The organism is Kitasatospora cathayae (genome assembly GCF_027627435.1).
GTDB classification, from domain to species: domain Bacteria; phylum Actinomycetota; class Actinomycetes; order Streptomycetales; family Streptomycetaceae; genus Kitasatospora; species Kitasatospora cathayae.
This window is the reverse complement of record NZ_CP115450.1, coordinates 8,659,170-8,683,787: the sequence shown is the minus strand read 5'-3', so window position 1 is coordinate 8,683,787 and position 24,618 is coordinate 8,659,170. Positions and strand designations below refer to the sequence as shown.

At 71.4% G+C, this 24,618-nt stretch carries 20 protein-coding genes and 3 pseudogenes; 10 read left to right on the top strand and 13 right to left on the bottom strand.

The window, feature by feature from the left end; genetic code table 11:
- Positions 1-389 precede the first annotated feature (389 nt).
- The 3 genes from O1G21_RS38915 to O1G21_RS41910 all read right to left on the bottom strand — a co-directional run bounded on the left by O1G21_RS38915 (position 390) and on the right by O1G21_RS41910 (position 2,982).
- On the bottom strand, positions 390-1,898 hold the full coding sequence (locus O1G21_RS38915; RefSeq protein WP_270150519.1) for a helix-turn-helix domain-containing protein: 1,509 nt from the start codon (positions 1,896-1,898) through the stop codon (positions 390-392).
- Between the two features lie 166 nt (positions 1,899-2,064).
- On the bottom strand, positions 2,065-2,187 hold the full coding sequence (locus O1G21_RS38910; RefSeq protein ID WP_270150517.1) for a hypothetical protein: 123 nt from the start codon (positions 2,185-2,187) through the stop codon (positions 2,065-2,067).
- 168 nt (positions 2,188-2,355) lie between these two features.
- Positions 2,356-2,982 carry a helicase associated domain-containing protein gene (locus tag O1G21_RS41910; RefSeq protein WP_405000856.1) on the bottom strand — a complete coding sequence of 209 codons (627 nt, stop codon included), beginning with the start codon at positions 2,980-2,982 and terminating at the stop codon, positions 2,356-2,358.
- A gap of 336 nt (positions 2,983-3,318) precedes the next feature.
- On the opposite strand from O1G21_RS41910, the gene O1G21_RS38900 reads away from it, so the two are divergent.
- A complete protein-coding gene (locus O1G21_RS38900) occupies positions 3,319-3,453 on the top strand; it encodes a hypothetical protein (protein ID WP_270150514.1) in 135 nt (44 codons plus the stop codon).
- On the opposite strand, the gene O1G21_RS38895 is transcribed toward O1G21_RS38900, so the two are convergent.
- The 5 genes from O1G21_RS38895 to O1G21_RS38875 all read right to left on the bottom strand — a co-directional run bounded on the left by O1G21_RS38895 (position 3,454) and on the right by O1G21_RS38875 (position 6,395).
- The gene (locus O1G21_RS38895) at positions 3,454-4,209 is read right to left on the bottom strand and encodes a hypothetical protein (protein WP_270150513.1); all 756 of its coding nucleotides are present in this window, start codon (positions 4,207-4,209) and stop codon (positions 3,454-3,456) included. It abuts the gene before it with no gap.
- A 56-nt stretch (positions 4,210-4,265) separates the two neighbouring features.
- Entirely contained in the window at positions 4,266-4,496 is a 231-nt protein-coding gene (locus O1G21_RS38890) for a hypothetical protein (RefSeq protein ID WP_270150511.1), read from the bottom strand.
- A gap of 72 nt (positions 4,497-4,568) precedes the next feature.
- Positions 4,569-5,075, bottom strand: coding sequence for a hypothetical protein (locus tag O1G21_RS38885; protein ID WP_270150510.1), 507 nt, complete (start codon positions 5,073-5,075; stop codon positions 4,569-4,571).
- Positions 5,076-5,154: 79 nt separating this feature from the next.
- Positions 5,155-5,400 carry a hypothetical protein gene (locus O1G21_RS38880; protein ID WP_270150509.1) on the bottom strand — a complete coding sequence of 82 codons (246 nt, stop codon included), beginning with the start codon at positions 5,398-5,400 and terminating at the stop codon, positions 5,155-5,157.
- Between the two features lie 71 nt (positions 5,401-5,471).
- Positions 5,472-6,395, bottom strand: a complete 924-nt coding sequence (locus tag O1G21_RS38875) for a helicase associated domain-containing protein (RefSeq protein WP_270150508.1) — start codon at positions 6,393-6,395, stop codon at positions 5,472-5,474.
- Between the two features lie 186 nt (positions 6,396-6,581).
- Between O1G21_RS38875 and O1G21_RS38870 the strand changes: the two genes are divergently transcribed.
- Positions 6,582-7,988 (top strand): SWIM zinc finger family protein, encoded by a 1,407-nt coding sequence (locus O1G21_RS38870; protein WP_270150506.1) that lies wholly within the window; start codon positions 6,582-6,584, stop codon positions 7,986-7,988.
- Positions 7,985-10,567 carry a DUF7825 domain-containing protein gene (locus O1G21_RS38865; RefSeq protein WP_270150504.1) on the top strand — a complete coding sequence of 861 codons (2,583 nt, stop codon included), beginning with the start codon at positions 7,985-7,987 and terminating at the stop codon, positions 10,565-10,567. Before O1G21_RS38870 ends, O1G21_RS38865 begins: the two co-directional genes overlap by 4 nt.
- Before the next feature lie 322 nt (positions 10,568-10,889).
- Here the strand turns inward: O1G21_RS38865 and O1G21_RS38860 are convergent.
- A pseudogene (locus tag O1G21_RS38860) lies at positions 10,890-11,462 on the bottom strand (winged helix-turn-helix domain-containing protein); the annotation flags it as partial.
- 207 nt (positions 11,463-11,669) lie between these two features.
- Between O1G21_RS38860 and O1G21_RS38855 the strand changes: the two are divergent.
- Positions 11,670-12,080 carry a hypothetical protein gene (locus tag O1G21_RS38855; RefSeq protein ID WP_270150503.1) on the top strand — a complete coding sequence of 137 codons (411 nt, stop codon included), beginning with the start codon at positions 11,670-11,672 and terminating at the stop codon, positions 12,078-12,080.
- A gap of 135 nt (positions 12,081-12,215) precedes the next feature.
- Here the strand turns inward: O1G21_RS38855 and O1G21_RS38850 are convergent, their stop codons facing one another.
- The gene (locus O1G21_RS38850) at positions 12,216-13,325 is read right to left on the bottom strand and encodes a hypothetical protein (RefSeq protein WP_270150502.1); all 1,110 of its coding nucleotides are present in this window, start codon (positions 13,323-13,325) and stop codon (positions 12,216-12,218) included.
- A 412-nt stretch (positions 13,326-13,737) separates the two neighbouring features.
- On the opposite strand from O1G21_RS38850, the pseudogene O1G21_RS38845 reads away from it, so the two are divergent.
- Positions 13,738-14,568 (top strand): annotated as a pseudogene (locus O1G21_RS38845) (transposase); the annotation flags it as partial.
- 880 nt (positions 14,569-15,448) lie between these two features.
- Here O1G21_RS38845 and O1G21_RS38840 read toward each other — a convergent pair.
- Positions 15,449-15,673, bottom strand: a complete 225-nt coding sequence (locus O1G21_RS38840; protein ID WP_270150501.1) for a hypothetical protein — start codon at positions 15,671-15,673, stop codon at positions 15,449-15,451.
- Between the two features lie 1,047 nt (positions 15,674-16,720).
- On the opposite strand from O1G21_RS38840, the gene O1G21_RS38835 reads away from it, so the two are divergent.
- On the top strand, positions 16,721-17,560 hold the full coding sequence (locus O1G21_RS38835) for an IS5 family transposase (protein ID WP_270150500.1): 840 nt from the start codon (positions 16,721-16,723) through the stop codon (positions 17,558-17,560).
- Between the two features lie 53 nt (positions 17,561-17,613).
- Here O1G21_RS38835 and O1G21_RS38830 read toward each other — a convergent pair whose 3' ends face one another.
- Both O1G21_RS38830 and O1G21_RS38825 read right to left on the bottom strand, forming a co-directional pair.
- A complete protein-coding gene (locus O1G21_RS38830) occupies positions 17,614-18,261 on the bottom strand; it encodes a hypothetical protein (RefSeq protein ID WP_270150499.1) in 648 nt (215 codons plus the stop codon).
- 546 nt (positions 18,262-18,807) lie between these two features.
- Positions 18,808-20,186: pseudogene (locus tag O1G21_RS38825) on the bottom strand (NF041680 family putative transposase).
- Between the two features lie 261 nt (positions 20,187-20,447).
- Between O1G21_RS38825 and O1G21_RS38820 the strand changes: the two are divergent.
- The 4 genes from O1G21_RS38820 to O1G21_RS41995 all read left to right on the top strand — a co-directional run bounded on the left by O1G21_RS38820 (position 20,448) and on the right by O1G21_RS41995 (position 24,501).
- A complete protein-coding gene (locus O1G21_RS38820; protein WP_270150498.1) occupies positions 20,448-20,864 on the top strand; it encodes a hypothetical protein in 417 nt (138 codons plus the stop codon).
- Between the two features lie 684 nt (positions 20,865-21,548).
- A complete protein-coding gene (locus tag O1G21_RS38815) occupies positions 21,549-23,597 on the top strand; it encodes a hypothetical protein (RefSeq protein WP_270150497.1) in 2,049 nt (682 codons plus the stop codon).
- 402 nt (positions 23,598-23,999) lie between these two features.
- Positions 24,000-24,287, top strand: a complete 288-nt coding sequence (locus O1G21_RS38810) for a hypothetical protein (RefSeq protein WP_270150496.1) — start codon at positions 24,000-24,002, stop codon at positions 24,285-24,287.
- A gap of 55 nt (positions 24,288-24,342) precedes the next feature.
- Entirely contained in the window at positions 24,343-24,501 is a 159-nt protein-coding gene (locus O1G21_RS41995; protein ID WP_449786580.1) for a DUF7196 family protein, read from the top strand.
- The last annotated feature ends 117 nt before the right edge of the window (positions 24,502-24,618 follow it).

Sequence of the window (24,618 nt, the reverse complement as noted above, 5' to 3'; positions counted from 1 at the left end):
CGGGCCGGGGAGGATCGCCGCCGGTCCGGCCCGACGGGGCCCGGGGGGCGTCCGGCGTTCGCCGGACGCTCACCAACCATCACGGCCCCGCAGGGCAAAGGCCCCTGCCGGCCGGACCGTCACCCACCACCGCCCCTCCACCTACCAGCAAGCCGGGGGAAGGAACGGACAGAAGGGGTTGTCGGATTTATCGGCCGTCCGAAAACGGCCGCTGAGCTGCGGAAACGCGCGGACGCGGGCGGGAGCGGCGTGGTACCTACGGTGGTACCCACGGTGCCGCCTGCGGTGGTGCCCTCGGTGCTACCTGCGGTGGTGCCTACGGGGAACGCTGCGACCATGCCCTGGAACGCGCGGACTGCCTTCAGCGGGCAGAAGTGGCAGATGCCGGGTTACCAGTAACGGATGGACCCGGCGATCCAGCGCAGAAGGGCGAGGACGGAGATGCCGAGGATGATCCAAGGGGCCAGGGAAGTGAAGCGGGTGATCAGCTGTCCCGCGTTGCGGCTGAGTTCGCCCCAGAGGACGCCCGTCGGGACGGCCGCGACACCGGCCGCTTTGATGGTGTTGAAGACGCGGCTCGGGGTGGGGCCCCTGGTGAGTGATCTCGTGACGAACAAGGTGAGCCATAGGCGCAGTCGCTCACCCGCGCTTGCCGGCTTCGGTCGGATGAAGAAGTAGTCCCCGAACGGATCCCATTCGTTGTCCTCCCATGTGGGGGGAGCGAGGGCCGCTTCGGTCAGGAGGATGAGGAGCGGAGCTATGAAGACGCCCAGGAGAAATATGACAAGCGCTGCCTGTCCGACGTGGGCTGGCAGGGAGTGGGTTGAGTCCCACTGGATTGCCGCCCCCCGGTATATGCCGAGCTGTGCGGCTATGGCCGTGGCGGCGAGCACCCCCATGACCGTCTCCGCGGCCCGTCCCATCCGCTGCGGGGTATCGGAGACGAATGGGCGCCGGGGCTTGCGGAAAGGGCCGGGGCCGCCTCGTGCGCGCCCGCGCGGGGGCACGGGGCGGGTGGTCTGCTGGCCTGCGCCGGCGTGGCGCTGATGCGAAGAGTGGACTCGGGCCTGCGCGGTCGCCGGCATTTCCGGGTCGGGAACGACGTCGGCGGGTGTCGGTTCGGCCTGGAGCTGCTCGACCTGGTGGCGAAGCGTGCGCAGTTCCCGCCGTACGGTGGCGAGCTGGGTTTCGGCGGTGGTGGCGCGTCTGTCGGCGTGCTCGAGGTCGGTGTGCAGCCCGCGCGCGAGCGTGGCGGCGGCATCGAGCTGGCCGCGCTGCTCGGCCAGCTGCTTCTCCAGGGCGGTTCGGGTGGCCTCGGAGCGCTCGATGCTGGCGGTGAGGACCTGGGTTTCGGCGGCCGCGGCGTGCCGCTCGTTGGCACGTTCGGTCCGCTCGCGCTCCAGGAGCTGGTACAGCCGCTCGGCCTCGGCTTGGTGGGCGGTGATCCTGGTCTGCAGGTCGGCGGCTGCCGCGCGGCGTTCCTCAGTGTGTCCCACCCGTTCGTCCCGGAGGAGGGACTCCAGTTCCCTGACCTTGGACCTCGCCTGCTCCAGAAACTCCTGCAAGACGAGGACCTGCTCGGAGGCGGAGCCCGCCGCCTGGGCCGCGCGGCGCAGGTCGTGCAGGTCCTCTCGGCGTGTCTTGTCGATCGGAGTGCCATGAGCGCTCAGGAAGTCCAGGAAGCCGTCCAGGAACTGCTGCGGGGCGGTTCTCTGGCCGGACAGGTAGCGCGAGACCGTCGCCGGTGCGTACCTCACTGCTCTGGCTAACTGCTCCTGCGTGACACCACCGGCTTTGACGCACTGGCCAAAAGCATCCCTCAGTGCGGACGCGTAGTCGCGACCTGCCTTGGTGGTCGCCTTGTTCCTGTCCTCGCCGCTGTTCGCTTGGCCTTCCACCCGTTCCCCGCTTGGCAGTTGACATCCGTTCCGGGAATTGTGCCACCTCGTCGCGACGCAGAGATTGCCAGTGCCCGGGAACAGGAGGCTTTCCACTTCCGCAAGACCGGACCACGGTCGACCGTGAAGCCATGGATCAACGATCAAACCGACCGAAGACCGTGGCTCACCGCCGGACGGCCGCGGCGTCCATGCTGCCGGGCCTGGGCACCATCGTGTCCGCGACCGCTGGCGCGCCGTGGTGGCTGGTCGGGCTCAGCTCGGTCCTGGCGTTCCTTGCCATCGCCATGCAGCTGCTTCTCCCGCAGGACTCCGCCGACCGGCTCGCCTGGTGGAAAGCCCGCTGGTCCCGCCCGACCTCGCCCCGAACACGGACCAACCACACACCTCACCCGCGGTCCGAACCGCCGGGCGCCTCAGCGCCGCAAACAAGCGCTGGATCGAACGGTCAATGGGATCACCGGCTACCGGGAAAAGGCTCCTGACCTGCGGAAACCCGCCGGAGCCCGCTGGAAGCGGCGGGGCGCCCACGGTGGTCGCTACGGGCGTACCCACGGTGGTGCCTACGGCGAACCGACGTGGCCCCGGGGGACCGCGGCGGGCCGGCTGGTCGACGCGGACGGCTTCGCCGGACGCACCGAAGAACCACCGGCCCGCCGCAGGCGCGAACCAGGCGAGCAGGCGCCGGTAGGAGCGGTTCCAGTCCGGCTTCAGGCGCCACAGCTCGTCCAGCGCGTCCAGCTTCGCCGCCTGGTCGGCGCCGAGGGCCTCGGCCTTGCGCTGGCGGCGCATCCACCGCCCCTACCGCGTAGCCGTCCAGCTTCTCCGTCGAGGGGATCGCCAGGTGGCCGTGGTGGGCGGCCCAGGCACGGGCGTAGGCGTAGCCGCGTTCCCCGGCGTTGGCGTGCTTGGACCAGATCATGCCCAGCGCGTCCAGCTCCGAGACACGCGCGGCATCGAGCAGGCCTTGGCCGTTCAGGTAGCGCTGCCGGTCCGGCCAGGAGACCAGCTCGCCCTGCTCCGTCTTGTCGGTGGGGTCGAGGTGGCCGTGCTCCAGGTGGAAGGCGGCGGCGACGGCGTGCATGCGCTGCCACTCGGCCGCGCGCGGGTTGAACGCCCGCAGCTTCACCGTCTGGAGGATCCGCGCCGCGTGGTGCTTCGCGTTGATCCGCAGCCACTCCATCGGCGACTCCACCACCGCCGGCGGCTGCTCGCCCGGCCCGGCCTCGGCGACCTCGCCTTCCTCGGAGGCCTGCGCCGTGGCGTGCTGGGGCTGGACGCGGCGGGCAGCAGTCCGAGGGCGATGACGGGGCTGTGACTCCGGTCGCGCCGTAGGAGGACAGGGTGGCCGGGCCGGGGTCCGGCCACCCGCCACGAACCCGGCGCCGACCGGCGCCGGCCCAGGACGCGGAGGAACGGGATGCTGACACAACGGGTGATCCCCGCCGAACTGCTGGTGCTGCCCAACGAGGGCCACGAGTTCAGGAACACCCGAAACCGGGTCCTGTTCCGCGGTACCGCGGCCGCCTGGATCGAACGCCACCTCGCCGACTGATCAGCGGGGGCGGTACATCCGGTGGCGGATGTACAGCACGATGCAGGTGATCGCGCCGACCGCGCACACCGGCAGTCCCAGGCCGACCGCCATGGTCACGCCTTCGCTGACGTTCTGAGCGTCCTCGTCGGCGTGGCTGACGAGGTAGGAGACCATGGAGACGCCCACGGCCAGGAAGACCACCGCTCCGGCCAGGAACCAGCCGCCGGCCCGGTCCTGCCACTCGTCCCCCTGCAGCCGCCGCGCGTGGGGGCTGTGCGCCAGCACCGCGCGGCCCAGGCCGGACGCCCCGGGGGTGTGCCCGTCGATGTGCAGGCGCGTGCCGCCGTCGAGGACGAGGCGGCAGCGGTAGTCGTTGCCCAGCCGACGGGCGAGGCCGTGGATCCTCGGGGTGCCGGGGATCGTGATCGAGACGACCTGGCTCCACTCCCAGCCCCGCACGCCGCGCCGCGAGCCGTGGACGAGGCCGCGCTCGTGGACCTCGAAGTACTCGCCCGGTCCGCCCCGCACCGCGCGCCAGGCCTGCGTCACGGCGACGAAGAGCGCGCCGAGGGACAGGCCGATCACCAGACCGATCGCCCGGCCGCCGCCCGAGCGGCCGTCGTCCGCACTGAACAGCGCCCACAGCCCGAGCCAGCCGGTGGGCACCGCCAGCAGCAGCGCCCACATGGCGTTCTGCCACCGTGCCCGGGTGTTCACCCGGTGCCTGCTGAGCACCGCGCCGAACAGCTCCGTCATCTCCGTCTCGCCGGTCATCCACACAGTGAAGCACCACCGTTGCCGCCGCTCAAGGGCGGTCGCCCACAACCAGATCAGCAACGTCGCGCGCGAACGCGGCTGCGCGGAAAGTACGTTGGGACCGCAGGAGCATCGAAGTCGGCCTTCCGTCCGGTGCCGGGGTTGCGGGTCTCGATGGTCGCGCGGACCGAGCCGGCGGGCTGGCGCGGCAGGTCCAGCGCGGCAAGCTGGGTCGTGGGGCGCAGGTGGTCGGGAACCTCGCCCCACCAGGTGTAGGACGAGAGCGGCTTCACGGCTTCCGGCATGTTGGTGCCTCCCCTTTTCTCGGCTGTGCGGTTCAACGCGGCCGCCATCAGGTGGTGGCGGCCGGTGGGCGGTCAGCGCCTCCACGGCTCCGGGGCCGGATCGGGCGGCGCGGCGGGGGTGAGCGACTGGTCGGCGCAGCGGGTGATCTGGTGGTTGCGTACGCCGCACTCGGGTCCGCGGTCGAAGGCGACGACGTACGGGAACGGGGTCGGGTAGCGGCGGACTCGGGTGATGACGCCGAGGGTGCCGGCCGGGACGTCCACGCGGACGCGGGCGTCTTCCTCCCAGTACTCCTCGTCGGCCAGGTCCTCGTCGATCCACGACGCGCGCACGGGTTCCAGTAGCTCGACCCTGTCCCCTTCCTCCAGGCGCACGTGGCTGGTGCGGACTTGGGCCTGGTAGCGGAGCAGTTGCACGAACGCCTGCTCCCGCTCGGCCGGGTCGGCCAGGGCGCCGGGGTCCAGCACCAGCACCTGCGGGGAACTGGGTGTTCTGGGGCCGGTGCCGGCCGGGTGGCGCTGGGCACCCGGCCGGGCCGCTGTCGGCGCCGGGGTGGTCGGGGTGGTGGTGTCGGTCATCGCGGTGCCCTTCGGCGGGTCGGGGGTTGGGTGCGGTGCGGTGCGGCCCGTGTGCCGGGCCGCCCCGATGGCGGTGGTGCTACTGGTCGGTGTGGCAGTCGTGGTCGGCCTCGACGTAGTCGCCGTCGGCGAAGTCGGTCTCCGGGGACCAGCCGCACGTGCACTCCGCTCGGCCTTTCCACGCGATCTCGGCTTCGCCGTGGTCGCAGTCGTGGTCGGCGTCCACGGTGGTGCCGTCCTCGAACAGCGCGTCGCCGCCGTCGCCGCAGGTGTGGCAGACGTACTGCGCGTACCAGGACGCCTTCGGCTGCTGGGTGGTGGTCACTCGTCTCCTTCTGGGGAGCGGGCCGTCCCGGCCCGAGGTGGGCCGGGACGGCGGGCGTGGGTTGGGGCGGGTCAGCCTGCGACGGTCTCGGTGTGCCGGGTGAGGGCGTCCAGGAGCGCGGTCTGGTGGTCGGTCAGCTTCCCTTCGGTGCGGGCCCCCGCCTGCTTGCGCAGCCAGGTTCCGGGGCGGAAGGTCGGGTCCGCCTCGCCGCCGGTGCGGTTGGCCGGGCCGTCCAAGGTTCCGCCGGCGGCGAGGTAGGCGAGCAGGCGGCGGTACGACCTGTTCCAGTCCGGCTCCAGGCGCCACAGCTCGTCCAGCGCGTCGAGCTTCGCCACCTGGTCCTTGGTGAGGGTGTCTGCCTTGCGCTGGCGGCGCATCCACGCGCCCACCGCGTAGTCGTCCAGCTTCGCCGTGGCGGGGATGGCCAAGTGGCCGTGCTGGTGATGGAAGGCCTTCGCGTAGGCGTAGCCGCGTTCCCAGGCGTTGGCGTTCTTCGACCAGATCATGCCGAGCGCGTCCAGCTCGCTGACCCTGGCGGCGTCGAGCAGGCCCTGGCCGTTCAGATGGCGCTGGCGGGTGAGCCAGGAGATCAGCTCGGCGTGCTTGGTCTTGTCGGTGGGGTCGAGGTGGCCGTGCTCGATGTGGAACCTGGCGGCGACGGCGTGCATCCGCTGCCGCTCGACCGCCCGCGGGTTGAACGCCCGCAGCTTCACGGTCTGGAGGATCTGCGCCGCGTGGTGCTTCGCGTTGATCCGCAGCCACTCGATCGGCGACTCCACCGCCGCCGGCTGCTGCTCGCCCTCTCCGGTCTCGGTACTCTCTCCCTCGGGGGCCGCCGTGGTCGTGGTGGTGTGCGCGGTGCCCTGCGAGCGGCTGGCGCGCAGTTCGGTGATCCGGCCGACCACCCGGGCGTCGTGCGCGGCAAGCGCCCGCAGGACCCGCCAGATCGTCCGGAACGAGCTGGCCTCGATCTCCGCGTCGGCCTCCGCCTTCACGGCCTCGCCGGCGTCGTGGACCTCGGACGGGTCGGCGGTGGCGGTGTCGTCGCCGACCTCCGGCGAGGGGAGATAGACCGGGATGATGACCCAGGGAGGGGCCGCCCCGGGCGACTGAGCGCCCGGGCCCTGTCGCCGCAGGCCCGGCGCCGAGCGCTGTCAGCCCCCTGCTCTAGCGTTCCCGACATGACGCAAGCCGCTCACGCGTACCGCTATCTGCGCTCCTCCGTGCTGGACGACCTGCACGGGCGCCTCGGGCTGGAGACCTCCGGTGGGGCCACGCCCTTCGGCGAGGTCGCCCATCCGCACTTCTTCGAGGGGATGTTGACAGCCCCTTCGGCGGCGGCCGCCGGGCTGCTCGCGGTCGCGGACGTGGCCGCGGCACGCTACTACCAGCCCCGACTGCCCGCCTCGCTGGACCCGGTGGTCACCGCCAACGGCGACCGGCTGCGCTTCGAGTCCTTCTCCGGCTGCGGCGGCGTCTACGCCCGCCTCGACGTGCTCGAATCCGGCCTGGACGGCGGCGGGATAGGCCACGGAACCACCAACGTCGACATCAACGTCCCGCTGCGGGACGCCCTCGGCCGCCTCGGCCCGGCCGAGCCGCTACGGCTCGCGGTCGGCACCGAGGCGCTGGAGGTCATCACGCCGGACGGCCCGCTGGTGGAGAAGAAGGTTCCGCTGCCGGACCGCTGGCTACGCGGCTTCGCCGAGACGCAGGTGGTAGCCGCCGGCTTCGACCTGCGTGCCGAGCTGCCCGCCGCCGAGGCCGTCCGCTTCCTGCGCTCGCTGACGGCGGGAGGCGCGGGGGGCGCGCGCGGCCCGGCGGGCGCGACGCAGTGGGTCGTCCCCACCGGGCGGCTGCCGCGGCCGACCAGCCGGCCCGTGCCCGGCGCCGTCTGCCTGCCCGGCCCGCAGCGACTCGTCGCGCTGCAGCGGGTGCTGCGCCATGCTCGCGCGCTGCGCATCTACGGCCCGCCGCTGACGGCCGGGGACACCCGGCCGACCAGCTCAGCCTGGGAGGTCGAGCTCCCGGGCATGCGGCTGACGCTCACCCTCTCCCCCGACCCGGCGCGCGGCTTCTCCGGCGAGGGCGGCGTGCTGGACGCGCTGGCATCGGCCGGCAGCGAGCAGGACGCGGACCTGGTCGCGGTGCTGCTGGCCTGGGAGCCGCGGATCGACGTGGCGGAGCTGGCCGAGCAGGCCGGCCTGTCGTCGCAGCGGGTCCGCGCGGCGCTGACCTGGCTGGGCACCTCCGGGCAGGTCGGCTACGACACCGCCGAGGCGGCCTTCTTCCACCGTCAACTCCCCTACGACGCTGGCCGCGCCGAGTCCCGCAACCCGCGGCTGCGGGCCGCCCGCACACTGGTCGCCGCCGGGGCCGTCCGCCCGGAGAGGGACGGCGGGGCGCTGGTGCACGTGGAGGATCATGTACAGCGGGTGCGCCGCGCGGCGGACGGCTCGCTGGGGTGCACCTGCCTCTGGTGGGCCAAGTACCGGGGCGGGCGCGGGCCGTGCAAGCACGTGCTGGCGGTGGGGTTGGCGGCGGAGAGCGCCGCCTCGAACGATGTGAAGGAGAGGGCGGCGCGATGAGCCTGCTGGACCGTGTGGACGCTGGGGATGCCAACGGCGTCGTGGCTGCGCTGGCCGCGCTGGATCCGGCGGAGCGCCGGGCCCTGCTGCCCGAACTCAAGCGCCGCCGCAAGGAGATGTCCGTCGCCTGGTGGGAGCACTCGGGAGGCCACATGCTGGCCCTGCTGGTGGCCGGGCTCGGCTGCAACACGGCGCCCTCCGCCGCGTTCTCCTGGGCGAACGGCATCGGCTCCCCCGCCGGGATCGTGGTCTGGCAGAACGAGACGGTCCTGGCCGTCGTCGACCAACAGAGTCCGGAGTGGCAGTCGGAGGTGCTGCGCAGGATCGCCGAACGACGGCCCACCGCCTGGCTCGGCGACGAGTACCCGGCCGTCGAGCGCCTCGCCCGCGCCGCGGGTGAGCCGGTGCCGGTCACGGACGGAGTGGTGCTTGCGTGGCAGCGCCACCACGTCCCGCCCTACGCGACCGAGGAGTACCGACGCGAGCTGGTGCTCCGGCTGGTCCAGGCGTCGTCGACCCCCTCGCTGCTCCTCGGGATGTTCGATGTCGTCGGCGCGGGCGACCAGCTGGGCGAGGCGTGGCGTGGCGCGGTCCTCGGGCTGATCGAGGCCGGCGTGGTCGAGCGCGACGAGATACTCGACCGCTGCCTGGCCCGGCTGGCGCGCGGCGGACGGCCGGGCGACCAGCGCGGTTTCCAGCGGCTGCTGGAGCAGCTCGCGCCGACCCCGGAGGAGACCGCCGCACGGATCCGCGCCTACCTGCCGCTGCTGGACAGCCTGTCGCCGGTGGCCGCCCTCGGCCAGGCACAGCTCGCCGAGGCGGACGCCGCGGGCCTGCTGGAGCCGGAGCACCTGACCGAGGCCTCGGCCACGGTCTTCTTCCGCAGCGAGAAGAAGCTGCTGCGCGCCCAGCTCACCTGGCTGGACCGCTCCGGTCGGCGCTCCCCGGACTGGGCGGCGGCGGCCGTGCGCGGCGCGGCCCTGGCCTTCGGGCAGAGCGACGCGGAACTGCACGAGCGGGCGCTCAAGGTGGCGGCACGTCACCTGAAGGTGGCGGGTCCTGCCCTGCTGCCCGAACTGCGGGCGGCGACCGAGCTGCTCGGTCCGGCCCAGGCCGCCAGTGCGGTGGCGCTCTTCGGCCTGGAGACCCCCGCCGCCTCGGATGCGGCCGCGCACTACGAGGAGCTGCTGCCGCCGCTCCCCCAGTCGGTACCGCTGGCCGAGCCGCTGGACGATCCCGCCGGCGTGGCCGAGGAGCTGGCCGCCGTGCTGGCGGGCGACGACAGCGTCGCCGCCTTCGAGCGGACGCTGGCCGGCCTGGTCCGCGAGGCGTTCCGGGACGGGGAGGCGCTCCGGGCGGCGCTGAAGCCGGTGCTGGGCGAGGAGAAGTGGGCCGAGACGCTCAGCGTCTGGTCTCCGGACCACACCTGGATCGCCCTCGCCGCGGCCGCGGCCGCAGGTCAGGTCACCGAGGTGCGGGCGCACGCCATGCTGCAGGGGCAGGGCCCGCTCCGGACGGAACATCAGGAGCGCCTCAGCGCCGTCCACGCCACCCGGGTGCACGAGGCCGCCGCTCTCATCGTGCTCGGACGCACGCCCTTCCTCGTCGCCACGCCCAGCTACGCGGACGGCGGGCTGGAGGCGGCCGTGCTGGTGGAGCGCATCGCCGCCCTGGAGGCGGCGGACGGCGAGGTCGGCGCGGCTGACTTCAGCCAGGCGCTGCTTCGCGTCCTGCCGACGGACGATCCGGCGGTGCAGGCGGCAGCCGTGCAGCTCCGCTCGGCGGAGGGCCGACGGCTGGCCCAGTGGCTCGCCCAGGGCGGGCTGCCCGGCCAGCGCACCGAGCGGCTGCCGGCCGGGGCGGGGCCGCGTGCGTGCCCGCGCGTCACCCAGCCCGGGCTCGCACCGGATCAGGAGCCCCTGCTCCACCCGGACATACGCCGGATGCTCAACCCGATGGTGGACGGGGAAGGGCGCCACATCCTCGCCTACGGCGACATCGCGACGCCCTACGCCCTCGCCGTGCTGCCCTGCCACCGCGAGGAGCTGGCGGTCCGGCTCGGCAACGCGATCATCGAAGCCGCCCAGTACGGCGCCAAGGGCGCGCAGCTGCTGCCGCAGCTGGTCGAGGCGGGCGGTCCGGCCGGCCCCGGGGTCCACCTGACGGTGGCGTGCGCGCTCGGCGCGGCGACGGCGGAGGACCGCACGGCCGCCGTGGACGCGCTGCTGCTGCTCGCCGCCCAAGACGCGCTCGACACGGACCGCCTCGGCGCCGATCTCGCCGAGGCGGTCCGCTGCGGCGTGGCCCCGCTGAACCGGGTGCCGCTCACCCTCCGTCAGGCTGCCGAGTCCGGCGCCTACGGGACGGTCTGGTCGATCCTCCGCGCCGCCCTGCCGGGCCTGCTGGTCCCGGAGCCGATACGCGGCGTGCCGGAACTACTGGCCATCGCCGCCGACTGCGCCGCCCGCAGCGGCGCGACGGACGCGCTGCCGGTGATCGAGGCGCTGGCGACCCGGCGCGGCTCCTCCCGCCTGCTGAAGGAGGCCCGGGCGCTGCACGCCGTGCTGACGGGTAGCTGAGAGGCGGCTCACCCCAGCTACGCGGAGACCGCCGTCCCCTGCTCGGCGGGGGCGCGCTCGCCCTCCGGCGCGACCGGATACCCACCGAGGTCGGTCGAGGCGCGGCGAGGCGGCGGAATGCGTTGTGGCCCGTTTCCGGCAGCTCCAATGCCGGGAACGGGCCCATGCGCTCTTCTCCTGGTCTGGCCCCGCGGTTCCATGCCGTCGGCCATGTCGTGCAGGTGGTAGACGGCGCAGGGCAAGCCCGGCCGTACCAGTACGGGCTGGTCAGCGCAGTGGGTGCGTCCGGGACGGCCGCCAGCTGGTCCGCGGCCTGCATCCAAGCCCACGCGGCCCCAGGTCCTGGCACGCGGCGGTCTCATGGTCTGCCCGGCTTCGTCCTCGAAGACGAGCCAGGCTCCCCGAGCCGCCGCGGCGCTTTTACCCGGGGCCAGACCTCCTTCTTCCACAACTCGACCGCCCGGCCGTCCCGTTCGACGGCTCTGCGGGTCGGCTGCTGCCACGACCAGCCATGGCGCTTGAGCAGCGCCCAGGTCCCCTCGACCGTGTAGCTGACGTGGAACAGCCGGTCCGATCAGCGTCTTCACCCGGGCGAGCGTCCAGCGCTGATCCTCCCAGCCATGGACGAGCGGGCCGCGCTCCAACTCGCTCTCCAGTCTGGCGATTTGCCTCTCGCTGAACCTCGGTCGACCGGGTGAGCCCTTGGAGAGGACTCCGGCCTCACCTCGCTCACGCCATTGTCGGCGCCATCGCTCGACCGACCGCTCACCCGCAGCGCGGCGGCGATCTCCCGGTTCTTCTCCCCGCCCTCGAAGCGTTCCACGGCCTGCAGCCGGATCCGCTCCCGCGCGGCCCTCTCAGCGTCGGTCAACCCGCCGCCCTGCGCGTATCTCACAGCCCAGGGCTACCGGACCCACCCAGCAGCTGTCAGGCAAACACCCCCGACATCACGCTTTCAGGTTCAGTATCAGCGGCGAAATTACCGGGTCCAGGATGGGCGCAAGTCCTCGGCCACGACTCGGAACCCGCGGGCAGGCTGCTGTCGGGGCCTTGTCCGCATCTCGAAGGGGCGATCCGCCGTTTCGAGATGAGAGGCCGTCCGATGACCTTCCAGGACGTTCTGCAGTTTCCCGCCGGGGCCGCCGCCGATCCGTCCGGCCCGCAGGCCCGCCACTTCGCCGAGGCCACCCTCGACGTGTACCGCCTCGTCCAGGCCGCCGTCGGCGCCATCCGGCTCCTGCGCAAGCTGCGCCGCGCCGTTCCGGCCCGCCCGGCCGAGCCCGACTCCGTCCGCGCACACGAGGCAGCAGTAGGCACCCAGGCCCGGATCCCGCTGCGGGATCCGGGCCTGGGTGCCTACTGGCGAGCTGGTCGCCGGGCGGGGCGACAGCTGCTGGAGCGCTTCGTCGGCCGTGGCGGCCTGGATGAAGGCGTCGATGTCGAGGCCGTCGGCCAGCTCTTCGGGGTTGCCGCCTCCCCAGGCGACCGGGCGGTGAAGGCGATCACGCCGTAGGCCGCGAGCCAACGCCATGGTCTCCGCCGGAATCCCCGACACCTCACCAGGACGCAGCACAACCAACCGCCGGGCGACTTCGCCAGCAGAGTCGCCCGGCCGACTTCCTGCGCTCTGGCCTGTCCGCGGGGTGGGCTACCGCTGCGAAGCGCGCCGGCGGCTGAGCCGCGTGGCCGCCGCGCCGGCCGCCAGGAACGCGGCGGAGAGGCCGAGCAGGACGGGCGTCTTCGGGGCGCCCGTCTCGGCCAGCTGGCCGTGAGGGGGCTTGCCATGGTGATCCTCACCCTCACCATGGTGGCTGGACTTCATCTTGTGCTCGCCGTGGTGGGCCGGCTTGTGCTCCGGCCGTGCCTCGACCTCCTCCGCGACGAACTTGACCTTGTTCAGGTTGACGGCGGTGCTCTTGGAGCTGTTGTCGTTGTTGTTGGTGATGCTGTTTTGCACGACGACGGTCACGTCGACGCCCTGGGTCTGACCCTGGTGCTGGTTCTGAGCCTGTTCCTGGCCACCGTGCTCGTCGTGCTTGCCGTGCTCGTCGTGCTTGCCGTGCTCGTCGTGCTTGCCGTGCTCGTCAGGCTTGCCGTGCTCATCAGGCTTGCCGTGCTCGCAAGGCTTGCAGTGCTCGACGTGCTCGGCGTGCCCGCACTTTTCGTCATGCTTGCAGTGCTCGTTGTGCTTGCCGTGCTCGGCGAGCATGCCGGGAACGCCGTGCTCGCCGTGTTCGAAGGGCATGCCGGGAACCTCGGGCAGGCAGAAGTTCTTGCCGAGGCCCTGGCCGGCGAGGTGCCCGCGGTGCTCGTGCCCGGGCTCGTGGAGGCAGTTCTTGCTGCCATTCGTTCCCATGTCCATGGGAAGCGTCGACGGCGCCTGCCCCGTCAGCCGCTCGCCCTCAGTGCCCGGCTCGCCGGCCTGGGCCGTGTCATCCGACAGCGCGGCGCCGGGCTCCTGCCCGTCGGCCAGGGCGGCCTCGGGCGCGGTGTCAACGTCGGTCCGGTGGAACGGGCGGACGGCCTGCATCGGCCGGACGGCACCGCTGCTGGTGACGGTCATGGCGCCGTCCGCCGGGGTGCTGCTGCCCTGGGCCAGGCGCAGAAGGCTGTCGACCCATTCGCCCCGGGCCTTCGTCGAGGCGGAGGCCGCGCTGTGGTCGGCGACGGGCGAGGCGGAGGCCGTACCGCCGGCGCCCCACACGAGGGCCGCTGACGTCAACCCTGACAGGACCAGGGTGGTGAATCGAGTTCGCATGACGCTCCTGGATGTCCACAAAACGGATCTTCTGGATACGCTCCCTACCACCCGAGCGCGGCGAGCGTCGCCGAGGATTAACCACTCCGGCCCAACGAATTACCCAGCGTGGACGAACGTCGCCTGCGCAACCCCTCCCGCGGTCCGCGCCGCCGCGCCCAGGCTGCGTCGGGGCTGCACGCGGGTCCTGACGGTCCGCCGTGACGATGTGGCTCTGACCAGAGTTCCGTGAAGATCCCAGGTCAGCGGCATGCATGCAGGATCGTTTCCCTGCGGGATGACCTGCGCGTGGTTCTCCACTCGATCGAAGGTGTTCTGGGTGGATTCAACTGGTCGTCGCAACACCTCGATTGTGGAGGTGTCGGTGGGGCGGCCTGCGGGATGGACGACGAAGGTGCCGGGGCGTCCGGCGATGCGATCGCCGGGCCGGCCGCCGGTGCGTCGGGACGTGGAGCGCGCGTTCTGGTTGAAGATCGCCGAAGGACTCACGAGCGAGGATGCCGCGCTGGCGTGCGGCGTGTCCGGGCCGGTCGGTTCGCGGTGGTTCCGCGATCGTGGCGGGATGCCTTCGATCCAGCTCAGTCCGCTGTCAGGTCGGTATCTGTCGTTCCCCGAGCGCGAGGAGATCGCCCTGCTGAGGGCTCAGGACACCGGTGTGAGGGAGATAGCCCGCAGGCTGGGGCGCTCACCGTCGACGATCTCTCGGGAGCTGCGGCGCAACGCAGCCACGAGGTGCGGGAGGCTCGACTACCGGGCCTCGATCGCGCAGTGGAAGGCCGAGTTGGCGGCAGGCCGGCCGAAGACCGCGAAGCTCGCGGCCGACGAGCGGCTGCGCGAGTACGTGCAGGACCGGTTGGCCGGCTTGATCCAGGTTCCCGACGGAAGTCCGGCGCCGGGTCCGGCGACCCAGGAGTGGAAGGGGCGGAACAAGCCCCGCCGTCAGGACCGGCGCTGGGCGACGGCGTGGAGTCCGGAGCAGATAGCCAAGCGGTTGCCGGTCGACTATCCGGACGACGAATCCATGCGGATCTCGCACGAGGCGATCTACCAGGCCCTCTACGTCCAGGGCCGCGGCGCGCTCGAGCGTGAGCTGGTCACGTGCCTGCGGACCGGGCGTGCCCTTCGGGTTCCGCGCTCGCGCGCCCGCCGGAAGGCGGCCGGTCACGTCACGCCCGACGTGATGATCAGCGAGCGTCCCGCTGAGGCCGAGGACCGGGCCGTCGCGGGCCACTGGGAAGGCGACCAGGGAAAACAGCCTTGACCACCCCGGTGAACAGCCACGCCGAGCCGCTGAAATCCAAACGCCGATCATCAACCCCGGGTCGGGGACCCCCGCCGGGGCCTCCACCACCCGCCCATCCAGCGGCCCCGCGAGGGGCTCCCCGGGGCAAGCCTCCCCAGGCCCTGTCGCCCCGTGCCGGGGCGAGGCGTCGAAGATGCAAGAGCTGTCACCGACCCGGCCCCGGCACCACCCCCCGGAATCAGGGCACAGGACCGGGAAACAGCCCACCAACCGTCACAACCCACTCGGTCAAAAAGCCCCGGACAGGGCGCAGCACTGGGGCCCTGAGGCGCACGGGAATGTCACCAGTGCCCGGCCTTCGGATGCCACCGGGCAAACGCTCGGGAATCAGGCGGTAAGCCGGGCCCGGTACCCGGCCGGAAACCCACCTACCAGCCACCTGGCATCCCGCCTTAATTGTCACAACAAGCACTAACTCCTACCCGCCCTTATCGGCCGACAACGACCCGACTCGCACCCTCCCGAACACCGACAACCAAAACACAAGAGAGGGGCCAGGAAGGGTCGGGAAGGGGGCCGGAAAAGCGCACGGGCCTTCGGCGTGGGCCGGGGCCTGACGGCCCCTCGAAAAAGGCTGGAGGTGACGCCGGAAAAGGGCGGCGCAAACGGGCCGAGAGGGGCCGGGAAAGGGGCCTGACGGCCCCCGGCCGAGAGCGGACAGGGGGCGCCTGCGGCGCCACCCGAACGTGTGCCGGGACGGCGGGGAGCAGCCGGCGGCGCTGGTGCCCGCCAGGAACCTCGCCGAGGCCGCCAAGGCCCTGGAGGGCGAGCACACTTTCACCCGGCTGACACCACCCCACCCACTCACAACGAGGGCTGGCTACACCTCGCCGGTGGCGAACAGCTTGAGGTGCCCGCACTTGGGGCAGCGGAACGCCTCTATCTGCCGCCGGGGTCGGCCCATCCGCTTGGCGCCCCCGAATATCCCCCGCTCCAACGCGCCCTCGATCCAGCGTGCGTACCCGGGCGAACGCTGGCCGGTGTCCTCGATGAAGCCCTCCATCAGACCGACGGTGCCGCAATGGGTGCACGTGTAGTTGTTCATCCCGTGAGTGTAGGAAATGCTGCGGCCAGGACGAGCGCTGCCCTATAGCAGTCAGCCCCACGGCCCACAGCCGGGCTACGGAACCCCGTAGCCCTTACAGCGGGTTCCCGCGGCCACACGACAGCAGCAGGCGACGGCCACCGCGACAGCACCCGCACCCCGGCACTACCCCCACAACAGCCCTCCCGCACGAGCGATGCCGGCACGGCTGGCTGACACTGCCTCGGCCCAGTCCGGGCTGCGCCGGGGCCGGTGTTCGCGCACCGTGGAGGGGCCGGTCCGCCGCCGAGCCGCCGCCCGGACCCCCGGATCCTCCGGCACCGTGCTCTGCGCCACCGCCAACCACAACGTCCCGACCATCCGGCGACCGTACCGGCGCGCCCGATCCCTCACCCGACCCGCACCGGGAACGTCCCCCGCACGTGTCCCTGACCGCAGGTTGAACCGCGTCCGGTGAGTGGGGCCGGGGCGGACGTTCTCACCGGCCGCTGGCCTGCACCAACACCAGAAACTCACCGGGCAGAGCCCGAAACTCACCGGCGGGCGGCCGCCCGGGCGGGCAAACTCACCACCATCCCGGGGGCGAAACTCACCGGCCCGCTGATCCAGGCCTCCCGGACCACCACCAGAACAACCTCCACGGCGGCCTGACGGCCACCCAGCCCTCCAGCGAGGGGCGCACCGGACGAGCACGGCCTGGACGACGGCGCGGCCCGGACGGCGCCCACCACGGCGCGGGACGGCGACGGCGGCCGGCCCGGACGACCGGGTCAGCCTCGGGAACTCATAGTGGCCAGTCGCTGGCCTCCTGCCGGGCGATGTCAGTGGGCATCTTGGTGGTGATAATCCGCTATGCGGCCTTTGCCTCTACCCCGATCTGCCCCGGTCTGCGGTGAAGACGAGATATGTCCTCAGGCGGACAGCGGGGGCCAGGGTCCGTCTCGTCCGCGTTCATCCCTCGAAGTCCGTCTGGCTTAGAAACGTCATAGAACCGCCCGACCAGCGACAGAACTGGATCTTCCAGCCCGATCACGCTGACGCTGTGCCATGCCCGAGCGGAAGCCGTACCCCAGCGACCTGTCCGACGCCCGATGGGCCCTGATCGAGCCAATTCTGACGGCCTGGAGAAAAGCCCGGCTCGACCGCCGGCCCACCGGCCAGCCGGCGAAGGTCGACCTGCGCGACGTCTTCAACGCGATCCTCTACGTCAACCGGACCGGAATCCCCTGGAAGTACCTCCCGCACGACTTCCCCAACCACGGCACCGTCTACGCCTACTACGCCGCCTGGCGCGACGAGGGCATCTTCGCCCAACTCAACTACGACCTCACCGGATTGGCTCGGGTAAAGGAAGGCCGCAAGCCCGAGCCGACCGCGTCAGTGATCGACACCCAGAGCGTGAAGACCTCCACCAACGTGCCGCTGACCAGCCAGGGAACCGACGCCGCGAAGAAAATCGTCGGCCGGAAGCGAGGCATCCTCACCGACACCATCGGACTCATCCTCGCCGTCACCGTCACTGCCGCGGGCTTGTCCGAGAACGCCCTGGGAATACGGCTCCTCAACGAGGCCAAGAAGACCTACCCCAGCCTCTCCAAGAGCTGGGTCGACACCGGCTTCAAGAACGCCATGATCGAGCACGGCGCGACCCTGGGCATCGACGTCGAAGTCGTTCACCGGAAGTCCGTCATCCCTGGATTTCACGTCGTGAAAAGGCGGTGGGTTGTCGAACGAAGCCTTGGGTGGCTCATGCTGAGACGACGCCTCGCCCGCGACTACGAGACCCTCCCGGCCAGCTCCGAAGCCATGATCCACATCGCCTCGATCGACAACCTCACCAAGCGCATAACGGACGAGACCACACCAACCTGGCGAGGAACCTACTAGGACATAAAGGGCAAACTACTCTCATCAAACGCCCTCTGAGACTGCACACACGGTCAAAGGACGCCGTACACGAGGGCCGCGACGTCGTTGCCGTCGGCGTCCAGGCATACCACCATCGAGTGGCCGTCCGGGTCGACGAAGCAGCCCAGCGCCGGACCGGCCGGGTCGTCCAGCAGCAACCAACCCTCGCCGAAGTCGCCGGGCTCGGGGTCGAGGACGAGGCTCTCGGGGTCGAAGTGGTCCTTGGTCATGCCCTCGGTCAGCTCGGCGGCTCGGTCCCAGAGCTTCGACGTGGGCGGCCGCCGGCGCAGCACGCCCAGCGCCCGGCCGGCCAGCGGCCGCACCGCGTCCTTCCCCGTGTTGAGCTCGCGTCCGTGCAGTGTGAGCAGGCCGCAGACAGTCGCCACCCGCCAGCCGCCCAACTCCCAGGCCACCTTCACCGGGCGGGTGTCGCCGTACTGCAGCAGCACCGCGGATACCTCCCCCCAGGCAGCGTCCACCACCAGGTAGACCGGCCGCGGCCCCTTGCCGGCCGGGCAGCCCTTCACCTCCCCGCCGAACGGGGATTCGAACCAGGCGGTGTCGGCACCGCCGAAGTCCATCTCGATCCGGCGGAACGGGGTGCTGTCGGACGGCAGTTCACCGGCATCGAGTGCAGGCAGCGCGGCGAACAGAGCGTCAACAGTCTCGTCGATGTTCATGGCCGGCGAGGCTAGCGGGGCCCTCCGACAGGCGGCGCGGCCGGACCCGTTCGGGCGCCCACGGTACCGTCGACGCCCTCGCGCAGGAATTGGCCCGCTCTCCGCGGCTCAGAAGGGCCAGGACAGCTGAAGATCGGCGGCCTCGGCCACGGGTCGCCACGTCTTGTGCTCGCCGCGGTGTTGCCGTCGGAGGCGACCAGGCCATGCAGCTGGAGGTCACCAAGCGCCTACCGGATCGCCTTGTTCGAGACGGCTTGCGGGCGCAGCAGGCGCTGGAGCTGATCGGCGGTCGCGACCTTCAGGACGCCGAGGGCGGCGGGGACGTCGGCACGCAGCACGGGCGAGCCCGTCCAGGGCCGCCCATCCAGGGATTCTCAATCGACCTGCGAAACGTCTCAACCAACCTGCAGATCTGGGGCGTCCGGAAGGGGATGCCGGGCGGCTCGCCGTTCGCCGGACAGACGAACGGCCCCGGGGGCAACCGGGGCCGCTCACCACGAAGAACAACGACTCAACGAAGGAGCCGTACTTGGCTAAGCTTGACGTTCAACCTCGCGCGGCGAGGTGGGCCTGGAGCGTGGGTTCGCGTTTGACGGTCTTGCCCACGTCGTGGCGGGGCGTCGGCTTGCGGTTCTTCGAACCCGGAGGCCGTCCGGGGCCGGGGCGAGAGGGTTTCGGCACGCGGGCCGGAGTGAGGACCTTCGCGCGGATGTTGCGGAACCCTCGGCGGACCCGGGCCGGGGTCAACTTCGCTGCTGGAAGCGGGCGTTCCCAGGGGCGGCGCAGGTCGGCGGCGAGCGGGCGGGCCAGGCGGAGCTGGGTGTGGGCGACGATGACCAGCCAGGTCCACAGGTCGGCGGTGTCCGGTGCGCGGAAGTGCGGCGCCGTCCAGCCGAGGGTGCCGTTGAGTAGGCGGAAGGTGTGCTCAAGGTCGAATCTGCGCAGAAAGGTGCGCCAGATCCGGTCCGAATGGACGGTATCGATGCCGGTGGCAGAGACCATAGCCGCAGCGGCTTCGCTTCGCGTTCGCCGGGCAGGTGATCGACCTTGAGGCGGACCAACGTGCCGTGGGTGATGGGGATTTCGCCTTCGTGGTCGAGCCAGGGACCGCGCTTTTGCAGGCGCTGGTGCATCCGGTCCCACGCCTTCGCCTCGGCCTTGCCGTAGCTGGTGGTCTCGGTGCAGGTGGTGGCGTCGGGCTCGTGCCAGGACTCGGGTTTGGCGAAGGTCAAGGCAGTGCCGTGCTTGCGTGGGCGTCCGCCCTTGGGTGTGGAGCGGGGCTCGCCCGCATCGCGGAGCATGACCCGGTCCGAACGCAGTCGGCCGATGAGCTCGACGGGCAGATCGGACAGGAGGTGGGCCAGGCGGGTGACGTCGTAGCCGGCGTCCATGACGAGCAGGATGTCCGGGGCGCCCAACTGCCAGTGCCCGGCTTCGACCAGGCGGCCGGTGACCTCGCGAAGTTGGTCGGCGGTCCCCGCGGTGGCGTCGTCGGCCGGTCCCAGCCGGACCGCGTCCAGCAGCGCGGTCCAGGAGGTGCGGCCGCTCTCCAAGGCGGCGACGAAGGAGTAGGGCCAGCCGGGGATCAGCTGGTCCGCGCTCCGGCCGCGCCCGTAGACATGGCAGAACAGGCGGTCATCGCTGGTGGGAGCGTCGGGGCGGAGCCAGTGCGAGACATCGACGGCCAGGGCGATGCGCCCGTCGGCGAGGCGGGGGATCGGAAGGCCGGCCAGCGCGCGGCGTAGTCGGGCGGGCTCGAGCCAGCCCCGGTCCAGTGCGGCGTACATCGCGCCGTGCCCACGCCGGTGCTCGGCCGCCAGCGACAGGTCCACCAGCGTCTTGACCGGCCCGTCCGTGCACAGCAGCGCGTCGGTGGGCTCGAAGAGCGCGTCCGCGCGCGTGTACAGGCACTCGTAGAAGTCCATCCGAAAGCGGGACAGCACGCCCCACTGCTCGACGGCGGGCAACTGCACAGGGAGACTCGTCACCAGCGGCCGTCCCTTCAGCTTCGTTACTCGACATCTCGAAGCGTGAGGGGCGGCCGCCTCTGCTGTCTCGCGAAGAACCGCAGATCAGCAGGTCGGGTGACCTCCGAGGTTAAACAACAAGCTAAGTCAAGCGACGTGCTCGGGTGGTGTGGCCCGCGTCGGCCTGGCCTGCTGGACACGGTCACTACGGTGAGCCACATGGACATGCAGACGACGATCACGGGCCTGGCCGAGGAAGCCGAACGGCAGATCCGCGACCGCGTATGGGAACTGACCCCGGACGACCGCGGCCTCGCGGTCCAGGTCGAGGCCGGGCTGCGCGAGGCTGTCGGTCCGCCGGACGCCCAGGAGGTGCTGCCGGAGAAGGACCGACTGGAACACCTGCGGGAAGTCCTCGCCGTCCTCGCAATCGCCCTTGCCAGCACCCACGGCCGCCTGGCCTGGTTCCTCTCCGGCGCCATCACCGCGCTCGAACCCGTGCTGCACTGGCGCGCCCTGCCCGCCGCAGACGAGCACGCATTCGGCACCGTCCCCCCGACCCCCGAGCACTACACCGAAGCCGAGGACGCCGTCCGCCGTCTCCAGACCACCCTCGCCCGCATCACCGTCAGCTGACACTCCGGCAGAGCGCCGACCGCTCGCGCCAGGGCGGCCGGCCCGCTGGCTCCGCTCCCACACCGGACGGTAGACCACCACGCCGCTCCAGCCCCGGCGCCTACAGCTCCGTCCAACCGCACGCCCGCCCACCCCGGTTGTTGATCGGGTGCCAGATGGGCGCGGACGGGCCGCGCTGGGCCGCCGTCCCGAAACCGCGCGTCGGCTACGCCCAGCCCGGTCGAGGCCTGCCGACGCTGTACTGCCCGGTCGGGACACCGTCGTGTGTGATCGCACGTCCGGCGACGAGACCGACCCGCCGGAACCCTCCACGAGTAGCAACATGCCGCCTGTGACCAGCACGGATGAGGCACCCACGGCAGTGGGCAACGCTGACACGCCACACCTTGCGCCTGGCGACTCGGCACTGGCGGCGTCCCAGATGTGGCAATTATGTTTATTAACTATTGAATACCGCCATATGGATGAACTTTAGGACAAGGGTATGGTCCGGGACCACTGCTGTGGTTCTAATGGCGATACCGAATGTGGGGTGCCCATCCCTCTGTTGGGGAGCTGAGGCAACGATCGCTCGACGGGTCGTTGTCGCACTACATGGGCACCCTGACAGACGGATGCTGCGCCGTATGACGCAGCCATGAGCGGCAGCCCCACGCCGAAGCTCCACGAAGGGGTTGTCGTTCCATGGCAGTAGTCGTCTCCCCCCTGACCGTTCCCGCGTGCACCGCGTTCACCGTCACCATCACCGGCGCTCCCGCGGGGACCGCGTCAGCCGTCATCACCTATGACGGCTCCACCCAGACCGTGCCCGTCATCGGCGGTTTGGCCACGGTCGGCTTCACGGCCGTTGGGTCCGGGTCCCAGGTCGTGTCCGTGATCTACTTCAGCGGTACCGGTGGCACCGGCACCGTCACGGGTGCGGAAACCGGGACCGTCACCGTCACCCCCGCACCGGCCGGCACCATCTCCACCACCCTGACCACCCCGGTCAGCGGGACCACCACGGCCACCACCACCATCACCTGCGGTGTCGGCCTCACCTCCATCAACGGCACGCTGACGTACACCCTGCCCGGCGGCGGCACCGTCACCGCCACCGTGACCAACGGCGTGGTGGTGCCGACCAACCTGGGGGTGGCGCTGACACCGGGCCAGGCGGTGACTGTGACCTTCACCCCGGCGGCTGGGACCTGTCCTGCCTGCACGCTCGCCCCCATCACGGTCACCTTCCCTGAGCCGTCCAGCTGCTCGGTGGTCATCCAGCCGCTGGTCGGGCCGGTGGTCGTGGGCGTGCCGCTCCCGGTGACCGCTGTGGTCCTGTGCAACGGCATACCGGTCCCCGGTGCGTCGGTCACCTTCACCAGTGGTGCGGCGACCGCGACCGCCACCACCAACGCCCTGGGTGTCGCGACCGGATCGCTCACCTTCACCACCGCGGGGCCCGCCACCGTGACCGCCACCGTCACCGCGACCGGCACCGCGTGTGCGTGCTCCGGCGTCGTCTCCCTCCCCATCACGGTCACCGTGACTCCGCCGTCCAGCTGCCAGGTGCTGCTGCTGCCGGCGGGGCCGGCGGTCGTGGGCGTGCCGCTCCCGGTGACCGCTGTGGTGCTGTGCAACGGCCTGCCGGTCTCCGGTGCGTCGGTCACCTTCACCAGTGGTGCGGCGACCGCGACCGCCACCACCAACGCCCTGGGTGTCGCGACCGGATCGCTCACCTTCACCACCGCGGGGCCCGCCACCGTGACCGCCACCGTCACCGCGACCGGCACCGCGTGTGCGTGCTCCGGCGTCGTCTCCCTCCCCATCACGGTCACCGTGACTCCGCCGTCCAGCTGCCAGGTGCTGCTGCTGCCGGCGGGGCCGGCGGTCGTGGGCGTGCCGCTCCCGGTGACCGCTGTGGTGCTGTGCAACGGCCTGCCGGTCTCCGGTGCGTCGGTCACCTTCACCAGTGGTGCGGCGACCGCGACCGCCACCACCAACGCCCTGGGTGTCGCGACCGGATCGCTCACCTTCACCACCGCGGGGCCCGCCACCGTGACCGCCACCGTCACCGCGACCGGCACCGCGTGTGCGTGCTCCGGCGTCGTCTCCCTCCCCATCACGGTCACCGTGACTCCGCCGTCCAGCTGCCAGGTGCTGCTGCTGCCGGCGGGGCCGGCGGTCGTGGGCGTGCCGCTCCCGGTGACCGCTGTGGTGCTGTGCAACGGCCTGCCGGTCTCCGGTGCGTCGGTCACCTTCACCAGTGGTGCGGCGACCGCGACCGCCACCACCAACGCCCTGGGTGTCGCGACCGGATCGCTCACCTTCACCACCGCGGGGCCCGCCACCGTGACCGCCACCGTCACCGCGACCGGCACCGCGTGTGCGTGCTCCGGCGTCGTCTCCCTCCCCATCACGGTCACCGTGACCGGGACAGTGGGTGGTGGAACGACGACCTTGACGGCAGCGCCCGCCTGCTGGCGGGTCAACCTGCCCCTGCCCCTGCCCGACGTGTTCAAGGCGACGCTGACGGCCACGCTCTCGCCGGCTCAAGCGGGAGTCACGGTCAGCTTCTTCGTCGCAAACCAGCTCGTGGGCACCGCGGTCACCGACGCCACCGGCACGGCCACCCTTCAGGCGGGACTCAACCCCCTGCAGATCCTCGCCGGCAACTACACGGCACACGCCACGGTCGGCGCCACCATGCTCCAGGCGACCAACTCCCTGACGCCCTGCCTCCCGCCGGTGTGACCGCCCGCGGCCAGATAGCCCGGGCAGCGTGACGACGGCGCCGGAATGTCGGCGCACGGGTCCAGGCCGGCGCCGTCCGAGCTGACGGTTCGCACCGGAGATCCGCCCGTCAAAGGTTGTCCCCCGTCGTGGAAGGACGGGGGACAACCCAGCTCCCAGCCTATTGGCCGCCCAACCGTCTCCACTTCCATCGGCAGGGCGACCGCGAGCCGTACCGCGTGAGCGACTGGCGCAACTACCCGGGAACGGTGCACCGCCGCCCCAGCACCGCTCCCGGGCACAACCGCACCCTGCAACAGTCCCCAGTCCCCCGTTGCGGACCGGTCGCACTCGACCCTCAGCAACAGCCGAGTACCGCTGTACCACCCCGTCATAGGTCAATCGGTGAGTGGATGGTTTGCCATGAGCGTTACCGCGTTCCTTCTCGCCCTCGGCACCACCTGTCGCATCACCCGTTTCATCACCAAGGACACGCTGGCAGCGGGGATCAGGTCGTGGATCGCCGCTCGCTTCGGCGACGACTCCCGACCGGCCTATCTGGTCAGCTGCGGATGGTGCACGAGCATCTGGGTCGCCACCGTCACCGCCTTGTACGCCACCTGTTTGGAGGGCTCGCCATGGTTCCAGGTACCAACGGCCGTCCTGACGCTCTCCTATCTGGCGGGAGTCGCTTCGCGCTGGCTGGACTGACCGACGACCCCCTGAACGCTCTGCCCCACCAATCGAAAACGGAGGACGGCAAGCCATGCCCTGCAACTGCGGCGGAGGATCTCCACACGCCACCATCGTCTACCAACTGAACCTGCCCGATGGCACCATCCGTCGGTACGTCACCTATCAGGAGGCCGTCGACGCAAACCAACGCGCGGGCGGCACCGGAACAATCACCATCTCCAACCAATAGGCCGAGGGGCGGGAGACCGCCGGTGCAGGCGCTCCGGCTCCCGCCATGTCCTTCGGAAAGGGGTCCCACCAGCGGCCGTCCCTTCAGCTTCGTTACTCGACATCTCGAAGCGTGAGG

Coding starts and splice junctions, on each gene's coding strand:
- O1G21_RS38810 (WP_270150496.1), top strand. CDS start 24,000: ATGAGCGTTACCGCGTTCCTTCTCGCCCTCGGCACCACCTGTCGCATC.
- O1G21_RS38830 (WP_270150499.1), bottom strand. CDS start 18,261: ATGAACATCGACGAGACTGTTGACGCTCTGTTCGCCGCGCTGCCTGCA.
- O1G21_RS38890 (WP_270150511.1), bottom strand. CDS start 4,496: ATGCCGGAAGCCGTGAAGCCGCTCTCGTCCTACACCTGGTGGGGCGAG.
- O1G21_RS38910 (WP_270150517.1), bottom strand. CDS start 2,187: ATGGCGATGGCAAGGAACGCCAGGACCGAGCTGAGCCCGACCAGCCAC.
- O1G21_RS41910 (WP_405000856.1), bottom strand. CDS start 2,982: ATGCACGCCGTCGCCGCCGCCTTCCACCTGGAGCACGGCCACCTCGAC.
- O1G21_RS38900 (WP_270150514.1), top strand. CDS start 3,319: ATGCTGACACAACGGGTGATCCCCGCCGAACTGCTGGTGCTGCCCAAC.
- O1G21_RS38865 (WP_270150504.1), top strand. CDS start 7,985: ATGAGCCTGCTGGACCGTGTGGACGCTGGGGATGCCAACGGCGTCGTG.
- O1G21_RS38885 (WP_270150510.1), bottom strand. CDS start 5,075: ATGACCGACACCACCACCCCGACCACCCCGGCGCCGACAGCGGCCCGG.
- O1G21_RS38870 (WP_270150506.1), top strand. CDS start 6,582: ATGACGCAAGCCGCTCACGCGTACCGCTATCTGCGCTCCTCCGTGCTG.
- O1G21_RS38895 (WP_270150513.1), bottom strand. CDS start 4,209: ATGACCGGCGAGACGGAGATGACGGAGCTGTTCGGCGCGGTGCTCAGC.
- O1G21_RS38835 (WP_270150500.1), top strand. CDS start 16,721: ATGCCCGAGCGGAAGCCGTACCCCAGCGACCTGTCCGACGCCCGATGG.
- O1G21_RS41995 (WP_449786580.1), top strand. CDS start 24,343: ATGCCCTGCAACTGCGGCGGAGGATCTCCACACGCCACCATCGTCTAC.
- O1G21_RS38820 (WP_270150498.1), top strand. CDS start 20,448: ATGGACATGCAGACGACGATCACGGGCCTGGCCGAGGAAGCCGAACGG.
- O1G21_RS38840 (WP_270150501.1), bottom strand. CDS start 15,673: ATGAACAACTACACGTGCACCCATTGCGGCACCGTCGGTCTGATGGAG.
- O1G21_RS38815 (WP_270150497.1), top strand. CDS start 21,549: ATGGCAGTAGTCGTCTCCCCCCTGACCGTTCCCGCGTGCACCGCGTTC.
- O1G21_RS38855 (WP_270150503.1), top strand. CDS start 11,670: ATGACCTTCCAGGACGTTCTGCAGTTTCCCGCCGGGGCCGCCGCCGAT.
- O1G21_RS38850 (WP_270150502.1), bottom strand. CDS start 13,325: ATGCGAACTCGATTCACCACCCTGGTCCTGTCAGGGTTGACGTCAGCG.